Source organism: Pseudomonas sp. FG86 (assembly GCF_057808775.1).
In genome coordinates this window covers 1-9841 of the sequence record NZ_JBMDIS010000140.1, presented here as the reverse complement: position 1 = coordinate 9841, position 9841 = coordinate 1, and the positions used below count along the sequence as shown (strand labels likewise).

Annotated in this window: 12 protein-coding genes; all 12 read right to left on the bottom strand. The window is 62.3% G+C overall.

The window, feature by feature from the left end; all coding sequences use genetic code 11:
• Positions 1-118: 118 nt before the first annotated feature.
• Positions 119-1255: a flagellar biosynthesis protein FlhB gene (gene flhB, locus ACODSV_RS34955; protein ID WP_150055586.1), complete on the bottom strand. Its 1137-nt coding sequence runs from the start codon at positions 1253-1255 to the stop codon at positions 119-121.
• A 3-nt stretch (positions 1256-1258) separates the two neighbouring features.
• Entirely contained in the window at positions 1259-2044 is a 786-nt protein-coding gene (fliR, locus tag ACODSV_RS34950; RefSeq protein ID WP_024076701.1) for a flagellar biosynthetic protein FliR, read from the bottom strand.
• A gap of 4 nt (positions 2045-2048) precedes the next feature.
• Complete coding sequence (gene fliQ, locus ACODSV_RS34945; protein ID WP_003214552.1) at positions 2049-2318, bottom strand: flagellar biosynthesis protein FliQ; 270 nt, start codon at positions 2316-2318, stop codon at positions 2049-2051.
• Between the two features lie 4 nt (positions 2319-2322).
• Positions 2323-3066 carry a flagellar type III secretion system pore protein FliP gene (gene fliP / locus ACODSV_RS34940; protein WP_024076702.1) on the bottom strand — a complete coding sequence of 248 codons (744 nt, stop codon included), beginning with the start codon at positions 3064-3066 and terminating at the stop codon, positions 2323-2325.
• On the bottom strand, positions 3066-3500 hold the full coding sequence (fliO, locus tag ACODSV_RS34935; RefSeq protein WP_150055587.1) for a flagellar biosynthetic protein FliO: 435 nt from the start codon (positions 3498-3500) through the stop codon (positions 3066-3068). Before fliO ends, fliP begins: the two co-directional genes overlap by 1 nt.
• A 1-nt stretch (position 3501) precedes the next feature.
• Positions 3502-3969, bottom strand: coding sequence for a flagellar motor switch protein FliN (fliN, locus tag ACODSV_RS34930; protein WP_024076704.1), 468 nt, complete (start codon positions 3967-3969; stop codon positions 3502-3504).
• A 56-nt stretch (positions 3970-4025) separates the two neighbouring features.
• Positions 4026-4994 (bottom strand): flagellar motor switch protein FliM, encoded by a 969-nt coding sequence (gene fliM / locus ACODSV_RS34925; protein WP_024076705.1) that lies wholly within the window; start codon positions 4992-4994, stop codon positions 4026-4028.
• Between the two features lie 9 nt (positions 4995-5003).
• Positions 5004-5510, bottom strand: a complete 507-nt coding sequence (gene fliL / locus ACODSV_RS34920; protein ID WP_024076706.1) for a flagellar basal body-associated protein FliL — start codon at positions 5508-5510, stop codon at positions 5004-5006.
• Positions 5511-5733: 223 nt separating this feature from the next.
• The gene (locus ACODSV_RS34915; RefSeq protein ID WP_150055803.1) at positions 5734-7125 is read right to left on the bottom strand and encodes a flagellar hook-length control protein FliK; all 1392 of its coding nucleotides are present in this window, start codon (positions 7123-7125) and stop codon (positions 5734-5736) included.
• A gap of 118 nt (positions 7126-7243) precedes the next feature.
• A complete protein-coding gene (locus tag ACODSV_RS34910) occupies positions 7244-7588 on the bottom strand; it encodes an Hpt domain-containing protein (RefSeq protein WP_024076708.1) in 345 nt (114 codons plus the stop codon).
• A gap of 30 nt (positions 7589-7618) precedes the next feature.
• A complete protein-coding gene (locus tag ACODSV_RS34905) occupies positions 7619-9337 on the bottom strand; it encodes an ATP-binding SpoIIE family protein phosphatase (RefSeq protein ID WP_024076709.1) in 1719 nt (572 codons plus the stop codon).
• Positions 9334-9639 carry an STAS domain-containing protein gene (locus ACODSV_RS34900; protein ID WP_024076710.1) on the bottom strand — a complete coding sequence of 102 codons (306 nt, stop codon included), beginning with the start codon at positions 9637-9639 and terminating at the stop codon, positions 9334-9336. The genes ACODSV_RS34905 and ACODSV_RS34900 overlap by 4 nt, the downstream gene beginning before the upstream one ends.
• Positions 9640-9841 lie beyond the last annotated feature (202 nt).

Below are 9841 nucleotides of genomic sequence, written 5' to 3'. Positions count from 1 at the left end.
CCCCCCCCCCCCCCCCCCCCCCCCCCCCCCCCCCCCCCCCCCCCCCCCCCCACAGCCAACCTGCTTGCCACGGTCAGCCTGCTTGCCACAATAGGCCGGCTTGCCACAGAGAATGTGATCAAGAATCCCGGCGCAGGTCTGGCGGGATCGGCAGGTCCTTGAGCGGATCAGGGCGCTTGCCCTTGCCTGCGCGGTATTGGCGGATCTGGTAGACATACGCCAACACCTGCGCAACGGCCAGGTACAACCCGGCGGGAATTTCCTGGTCGAGGTCGGTGGAGTAGAAGATCGACCGCGCCAGCTCCGGCGACTCCAGCAGCAGGATGTCGTTGGCCACGGCGATTTCGCGAATTTTCAGCGCGGTAAAGTCGCTGCCCTTGGCCAGCAGCATCGGCGCGCCGCCTTTCTCCGGGTCGTACTTGAGCGCGACGGCGTAGTGGGTCGGGTTGGTGATAACCACGTCGGCGTCGGGCACCGCGGCCATCATCTTGCGCTGGGACATTTCGCGCTGCAGCTGGCGAATACGTTGCTTGACCTCAGGACGACCCTCCTGGTCCTTGTGCTCGTCGCGCACTTCCTGCTTGGTCATCAGCAGTTTCTTGTGGCTTTCCCACAACTGGATCGGCGCATCCACCGCAGCGATCAGGATCAATCCTGCGGCCATCCACAGCGCGCTCCAGCCCACCACTTGCACGCTATGAATGATCGCGGACTCCAGCGGTTCATGAGCAATGCGCAGCAGGTCGTCGATGTCGGAGGACAATACTGCCAGCGCCACGAACAGGATCAGGATGAACTTGGCCAGAGCCTTGAGCAGCTCCACCAGGGCTTTGCTGGAAAACATGCGCTTGAGCCCGGCTGCCGGGTTCATACGGCTGAACTTGGGCGCCATGCTGCTCGCGGCGAACAGCCAGCCGCCCAGGGCGACCGGACCGATCAGCGCAGCCAGCAGCAACGTGATCAGGATCGGTTGCACCGCCAGGATCGCGATCTTCCCTGAATGCAGCAGGTATTGCCCCATGGCGCCGGGGCTAAGGAGTACTTCACGGGGCAAGGTGAAGTTGAGTTTCATCAGCTCCATCAGGTCCAGCGCCAGGCCGCCGCCATAGATCAGCAAGGCGCCGGACCCGGCCATCATGGTCGCAACGGTGTTGAGCTCCTTGGAACGGGCAATCTCGCCCTTCTCCCTGGAGTCCTTTTTGCGCTTCTCCGTGGGGTCTTCTGTTTTGTCCTGACCACTCTCGCTCTCGGCCATGGCTCAGCGCGCCCGTGCCAGATCACGTAAGAACTGCAGGGCGTCGGTCGCCAGCGGTTGATACTGATTGAGAATGTCAGCCATGCCGACCCAGAAAATCCCCATGCCCAGCACCAGGGTCAACGGGAAACCAATCGAAAAGATGTTCAGTTGCGGCGCCGCGCGGGTCATCACGCCGAACGCGATGTTGACCACCAACAACGCGGTGATGGCCGGCAACACCAGCAGCAGCGATGCGCCCAACACCCAGCTCAGGCGCCCCACCAGTTCCCAGAAATGATTGACCACCAACCCCGAGCCCACCGGCAAGGTGGTGAAGCTTTCGGTCAGCACCTCGAACACCACCAGGTGGCCGTTCATGGCCAGGAACAGCAAGGTCACCAGCATGGTCAGGAACTGTCCGATCACCGCCGCCGACACGCCGTTGGTGGGGTCGACCATGGAGGCGAAGCCCATGCCCATCTGGATCGAGATGATTTGCCCGGCAATCACGAACGCCTGGAAGAACAGTTGCAGGGAGAAGCCAAGCAGCGAGCCGATCAGGATCTGTTCGGCAATCAGCATCAGCGCACTGAGGTCCAACGCATTGACCGGCGGCATCGGCGGCAGGCCGGGTACCAGCACCACGGTAATCGCCACGGCGAAGTACAGGCGGATGCGGCGTGGCACCAGGGTAGTCCCGAACACCGGCATGCTCATCAGCACCGCCGTGACGCGAAACAGCGGCAGGATGAAGGACGCCACCCAGGTACTGATCTGGGTATCGGTCAAGGCCAGCAGCGATTGCATGGGCTCAGCCGATCAACTGCGGAATACTGCCATACAGCTGCAGGATGTATTCCATGAAGGTTTGCACCAGCCACGGGCCGGCGACGATCAGCGTGATCAGCATCACCAGCAGGCGCGGCAGGAAGCTCAAGGTTTGTTCGTTGATCTGGGTCGCGGCCTGGAACATCGCCACCAGCAGGCCAACCAACAGGCTCGGCACGACCAGCACCGCCACCATCATGGTGGTCAGCCACAGCGCTTCACGGAACAGGTCGACCGCTACTTCTGGAGTCATGTCGCTACACTCCGCCGAAACTGCTGGCCAACGTGCCGATAATCAGCGCCCAGCCGTCCACCAGCACAAACAGCATGATCTTGAACGGCAACGAAATAATCAGCGGCGACAGCATCATCATACCCATGGCCATCAGCACGCTCGCCACCACCAGGTCGATGATCAGGAACGGGATAAAGATCATGAAGCCGATCTGGAACGCAGTCTTCAGTTCAGAGGTGACGAACGCCGGCACCAGGATGGTCAGCGGCGCCTGGTCCGGGGTGGCGATGTCGGTCCGCTTGGACAGGCGCATGAACAACTCCAGGTCGCTGGAGCGAGTCTGCGACAACATGAAGTCCTTGATCGGGCCCTGAGCCTTGTCGATCGCGTCCTGGGCGGTCATTTTCTCCGCCAGGTAGGGCTGCAGGGCTTGCTGGTTCACCTTGTCGAACACCGGGGCCATGATGAACAGCGTGAGGAACAGCGCCATGCCGGTGAGGATCTGGTTCGAAGGGGTCTGCTGCAGGCCCAGGGCCTGGCGCAGGATCGAGAAGACGATGATGATCCGCGTAAAGCTGGTCATCAGCATGACAAACGCCGGGATAAAGCTCAGCGCGGTCATGATCAGCAGGATCTGCAGGCTGACCGAATACTCCTGGGCTCCGGCCGCGTTGGTACCCAGGGTGATCGCCGGGATCGACAACGGGTCGGCGGCCAACGCCAGTGGCGCGACCAGCCACAGCATGAGCGTCAATAAAACGCGCATTACTTCTTATCCTTCTGATCCTTGCCCAGCAACTCCATCAGGCGCTGGGCGAATTCTGGCGTGGCGGGCTGGGACGCGTCCACGTTCACCGGGGTCTTGAGCACATGCAGCGGGGTGATGCGGCCGGGGGTTATACCCAGCAGAATCTGCTCCTCGCCCACCTGCACCAGCACCAGCCGATCACGTGGGCCAAGGGCGCGCGAGCCGATCATCTCGATGACCTGGGCATTGCCCGGGCCGATGTTCTGCACACGGCGCATCAGCCAGGCCAGCACGAAGATCAAGCCGACCACCAGCAACAGGCCCAGCACCAGCTGGGTCAGTTGCCCGCCGACGCCACCGCCCACCGGCGCAGCGGCGGCCTGGGCCACCGGCTCGGCGGCCCAGGCCGCCAATGGCAGCGCGACTAACAGTCCCACCATCAGCCGTTTCATATCAGCGCAACTTCTTGATGCGTTCGCTCGGGCTGATCACGTCGGTCAGGCGGATGCCGAACTTTTCGTTGACCACCACCACTTCGCCATGGGCGATCAGGGTGCCGTTGACCAGCACGTCCAGCGGTTCGCCGGCCAGGCGGTCCAGCTCGATCACCGAGCCCTGGTTGAGTTGCAGCAGGTTGCGGATGTTGATGTCGGTGCTGCCCACTTCCATGGAGATCGACACCGGGATATCGAGAATCACATCCAGGTTCGGGCCATCGAGGGTCACCGGCTCGTTGTTCTTCGGCACGCTGCCGAACTCTTCCATCGGCAGGCGCTTGCCGGCCGGCGCGGTGGCGGCGTCAGCGGCCAGCAATGCGTCGATATCGTCCTGGCCGACATCACCGGTTTCTTCCAGGGCCGCGGCCCATTCGTCGGCCAGGGCCTGGTCTTCGGCGGAAGTGCTTTCGTGTTCGGTAGCCATTACATGTCCTCGGCGGAGCAAACATTCATAAATGGGGGTGCATCAATCGGGGTGGCTCAGCGACGGTTGATCGCCTCGACCACTTGCAGCGCCAGGTTGCCCTTGTGGGAACCGAGCTTGACCTTGAACGACGGCACGCCATTGGCGCGCATGATCATTTCTTCCGGCAATTCCACTGGAATCACATCGCCTGGCTGCATGTGCAAAATATCGCGCAAGCGCAACTGGCGACGGGCCACGGTGGCGCTCAGGGGAACGTCGACGTCGAGCAGGTCTTCGCGCAGGGCCTTGACCCAGCGTTCGTCCTGGTCGTCCAGGTCGGACTGGAAACCGGCGTCGAGCATTTCGCGCACCGGCTCGATCATCGAGTACGGCATGGTCACGTGCAGGTCGCCGCCGCCGCCATCGAGTTCGATGTGGAAGGTGGACACCACAATGGCTTCGCTGGGGCCGACGATGTTGGCCATGGCTGGGTTCACTTCCGAGTTGATGTACTCGAAATTGACTTCCATGATCGCCTGCCAGGCTTCCTTCAAGTCGATGAAGGCTTGCTCCAGCACCATGCGCACCACCCGCAGTTCGGTCGGGGTGAATTCACGGCCTTCGATCTTGGCGTGACGGCCGTCGCCGCCGAAGAAGTTGTCCACCAGCTTGAACACCAGCTTGGCGTCGAGGATGAACAGCGCGGTGCCGCGCAACGGCTTGATCTTGACCAGGTTGAGGCTGGTGGGCACGTACAGCGAATGCACGTATTCACCGAACTTCATCACCTGCACGCCACCTACCGCCACGTCCGCCGAGCGGCGCAGCATGTTGAACATGCTGATCCGTGTGTAGCGGGCAAAACGTTCGTTGATCATCTCCAGGGTCGGCATGCGTCCACGGACGATGCGATCCTGGCTGGTCAGGTCATAACTTTTGACGCTGCCGGGCTCGGCAGCCGTTTCGGTCTGTACCAGACCATCGTCCACGCCATGCAACAGCGCATCGATTTCATCCTGGGACAGCAGGTCTTGCACGGCCATGTCGTGATCCTACTGCAATACGAAATTAGTAAAGAGCGCCTGCTCGATCACCACTTTGCCGAGCTCCTTCTGGGCCACTTCCTGCACGCTGGCGGTGACCTTCTGGCGCAGCATTTCCTGGCCCACCGGGGTGGCCAGGGCGTCGAAGCTCTGCCCGGAGAACAGCATGACCAGGTTGTTGCGGATCACGGGCATGTGCACCTTGAGGGCATCCAGGTCGGCCTGGTTGCGCGCCAGCAAGGTGATGCTCACCTGCAGGTAGCGTTGACGGCCGTTCTGGTTGAAGTTGGCGACAAAGGCCGGAAGCATCGGTTCGAAGATTGCCGGTTGCTTGACGTTACTGGCGGTTTCGGCGGCGGGTGCCGGTTTGCTTGCACTGCTGTGCATGATGTACCAGGTGCCGCCCACAGAGGCGCCAATGGCCAGGAGCAGGCCCAGGACAATCACCAGGATAAGCTTGAGCTTGCCCTTACCCTTGCCTGCGGGTGCTGTTGCTGCGTCGTCGCTCTTCGCCATGCCAATAATCCGTCACTATTCGGGGATTCATAGATCTTCGGAAAGGCAAGAGCAAGTGTTATGCCAGAGTTGTCTGGCTGGACGCAGACGAGGGAACACTACAAATCAAGTGTGGGAGGGGGCTTGCCCCCGATAGCGGTGTATCAGTCAACTGATGGATGAACTGACACACCCTCATCGGGGGCAAGCCCCCTCCCACATTTTGTCCTATGCCAGACTTACATCAGGCGTAGTAATCGACGGCGCTGGAGCCGACCACGGTCTGGGTCACCGGCGCGACGGCCGCGGCCACCTCGGCGTGATCCGTCAAGTCGCTGCCGTCACCCCGGCCGCCGCCGCCGCTCACGCCGCGCGCCTGGTTCTGCTGCTGTTGTTCCTGGCCCTGGCCCTGCCAGCCACGGGACTGGTCGGATACGTTGACGTCCACCTGGCCCATGCCCTGCTGGGCAAACATCTCCCGCAGACGGCCGGACTGGCTTTCCAGCGCCTCACGCACCACGGCGTGACCACTCATGAACGTCACCTGGGCCTGCTGGTCCGCCGTCATGTTGACCTTGATATCCAGGCGCCCCAGCTCAGCCGGCTGCAACTGGATTTCCGCCGACTTGAGGTTGGCGCTGGACAGGTACATCACGCGGTTGACCACTTCTTCTGTCCAGCCGCTCTGATGCATGGCCAACGGTGCGTTGGCCACCGGCGGCAAGGCGTTGGCGGTTTTCGGCGTGGCGGCCTGGGTCAGTGCGGCCAGGCGGTTGGCAAAATCATCGACACGCGTATCGCTGCTGGCGTTCTTCAGGTCCTTGAGGCCGCCTTCGATGAGCCCGCTGAAGGCTTTGTCGCCCCCCTGGTCGGTGCTGTCCTTGGTGGCTTGCTGGTCGACCATATTGGCCATGCCAGCGGCAAAGCTCTGTGCAGCGGTCGGTTGATCCTGAGTCGTAGTCGGTGCGGTTTTCGCCGGTGTCTGGCTGCTGGCTGACACATGACCGCCCTGCTCCATCGCCAGGCGCACAGCCGGCATCGCGTCGAGGGGGTCGGCTTCGGGGTCGAAGGCCGGTGGCTGGGGCTGATCGGAGGCGGCGACGGGTGCGGCGACCACGGGCTGGGCCTTGTCATCCTTGGCAGCGGCAACAGGCGCCGGTGCTGGCGTTTCCACCGGCGCCACTACCGGTACCGGCACCACAACCGGGGTGACCGTGGTGATCAAGGCCGGGTCGACCACGGGGTCGACTGGAGGCTGCTGCGCCAGTGTCGGATCAGTGGGCTTGTCGCCGTCACTGCTCGCGCTGTCACTGGACTTGGCCGGTACGGTGGCAGGCAAGGAATTGCCGCTATCGGCAACCGCTGGCGTGCTGGCGGCAGGTTTGTCGTTGTTGGCGGCAGGCTTATCGTTGTTCGCGACCGGTTTGGCGCTGTTGTCGGAAGGCTTGTCCCGCGTGGATTTTGGCGCGTTATCGTCGGCCTTGACCGTCGGTTTCGACGCCTGGCTGGCGAACACTTGAGCGAAGCCAGGGCCCTTGTCCCGTGGGTCCGCAGCCACTGCCGGTGGATTGGCGGCGGGCGCTTGAGCCTTGGCCGCAGGGGCAGCCTGTAGGAGCGAATTAGGGGCGACTGGCATAGGTAAAGGTCTCCACTGCATGGGGATCGGAGATGCAGTAAAAGACATACAGCAAGAGTCGGGCCAGGTTTGCAAAGGACGCCTTGATCGTTCCCCTCACCCTGGGTGACAACGCTCATCACATCTGAAAACGCTGGCGCTCCGACTCATACAGCGGCTTGACCAGCGCAAACTCATGATCGATCTGGTCGACCAAGGCCCCCAGGTCCGCCGCGGCCTCGACGGACTCAGCCTCCAGCCGCTGGCACAACTGCGCCAAGCGTACCGCCCCCAGGTTGCCGCTGCTGCCCTTGAAGCTGTGGGCAATGCGCCCCAATGCCTTGGCATCATCGCGGGCCTTGCGCAACGCTTCGACGCGCTTTTGCGAATCGTCAAGAAAGGTATCGAGCAGCTTGGGATAGTCGCCTTCCATGATTTCCTGCAAACCCGACAACACGTCTGGGTCCAGATGAACCTCAACCACTTGTTCGCTCCTTGATCAAGAATCGGCGGATTATGCCAGAGCCTCCCAGGAAAACTCCACGCAGACACTGCGCCCGCCATCGGACCAGCCTATCGCGCTGCTCAACTGGCGCACCAGGCTCAGGCCACGGCCAGACAGACGGTCGAAATCCAGCGGCCGCGCCAGCACCTGCTCCACATCGAACCCAGGGCCACTGTCTTCGACGCGCAGGGTCATCTTGCCCCCCGCGGCGGTGGGCGACACTTGCACGTGCACACGCACGTAGCCGCTGTTGAGGTGCGCCAAGCGCTCATTGCGCTGGCGATAATACTGCGCAAACCCCTGGGCATCGCGCTTGAGCCGCGAGTCCAGGCCCAGCACGCCGTGCTCCAGGGCGTTGGAATACAGCTCGGCCATCACCGTGTAAAGCGCCCCGCTCCGCTCCCGCAGGCCGTGGATCTCCAGCAACAGTTGCAGCAGATAGGGCAAGGGGTTGTAGCGCTTGAGGGTCTCGGCGCGAAATTCAAAACTCACCGACCAGTCCAACGGGCACGATTGGCCGCTGTCGGCATATAACAGCCCCGTCGCACGCAACGGCGGATCCGCTTGCAGGGTAATTTCCACCAGGCTGACGTCGTCCCGCGCCTCTCCGCGAAACGCCGCCAACGCCTGCTCGATGTCTTCGAACAGCCGCTCGGGCTCGCGATTGGACGCGAACACCTGCTGCAATCGCTCGACACCGAACAACTGTTCATTGGCATCGGCGGTATCCAGCACGCCATCCGACAGCAGAAACACGCGGTCGCCCAGGGCCATGGGCCAGACTTCGGTGCGATCATCAAACGCCTGCGCTGACAGCACCCCCAGCGGCAAATGCCGGGACAGCAGTGGCGTGCGCCGCCCAGTGGCGATGTCGTGCACATAGCCTTCGGGCATGCCGCCGTTCCACACCTCCACCGCCCGCCGCTGCGTGCTCAGGCACAACAGGGTGGCGCAGCAGAACATGTCCACCGGCAGGATGCGTTTGAGCTTGGCGTTCATCTCGCGCAGGATCTGCGCCAGGCCGTAGCCCTTGGCGGTCATGCCATAAAACACCTCGGCCAACGGCATGGCGCCCACCGCCGCCGGCAAGCCATGGCCGGTAAAGTCGCCGAGCAGCACATGCATATCACCCGACGGCGTATACGCCGCCAGCAGCAGGTCACCGTTGAACAGCGCGTAAGGCGATTGCAGGTAGCGAATATTCGGCGCGGCATTGATGCAGCCGGAATGGGCGACTTTATCGAACACCGCCTTGGCCACCCGCTGCTCGTGCAACAGGTACTCGTGGTGCCTGGCGATCAAGTCGCGCTGCTGCAACACCGTGGCTTGCAGGCGGCGCAGGCGGTCCATGGCGTTGATCTTGGCCGACAGGATCAACGGGTTGTAAGGCTTGGGCAGGAAGTCGTCGCCGCCCGCATCCAGGCACTGGGCCAGGGCTTCGCTCTGGCGCAGGGAAGTGAGGAAGATGATGGGCACCAGTGCTTCACCGGCCAGCTGCTTGATCCGGCGCGCCGCTTCAAAGCCATCCATCACCGGCATCAGTGCATCCATCAACACCAACTGCGGGCGGTCGCGGTTAAACACCGCGACCGCTTCCTCACCATTGCTGGCCGTGAGGACTTGATGGCCCTGGCGCCGAATGATGGTCGACAGCAGCAGCAGGTCGGCGGCGCTGTCCTCGGCGATCAGGATGGTCAGCGCCTCGAGGACGGGGGCCAGGACGCTCAACTGATATCGAACAGTTTGTCGAAATTGGAAATGGCGAGGATCTTGCGCACGTCGGAGTTGATGTTGATCACCTGGACTTCCGCGTCGTCGCCGCCGGCATGGTCCCTGAGCAGCAGGAGCATGCCCAGTGCCGAGCTGTCCATGTAGGTGGTGTCTTTCAGGTCGACCACATACAGCTCAGGCACCTTGTAGAAACGCTCATAGGCGTCACGAAACACCTGATGGCTGCCGAAATCGAACCGGCCCTTGATAGCGATCGTCAACTTCTTCCCATCCAGGGATACTTCTGACATGACTGACATACGACTGCTTCCTTGTCATTGGCATAGACACAAGGTGTAGCAGGTGAACCGGATGTGGGCAACATTGCGAATCAAATGTGCGAGGGGCTTGCTCCCGATGGCGGTGCCTCAGCCACAGCTGTTTCAACTGACACGCCCTCATCGGGGCATGGGTATCTACACAACTTTGGCGTGGCCCTGAGCCTGTGGCGAGGGAGCTTGC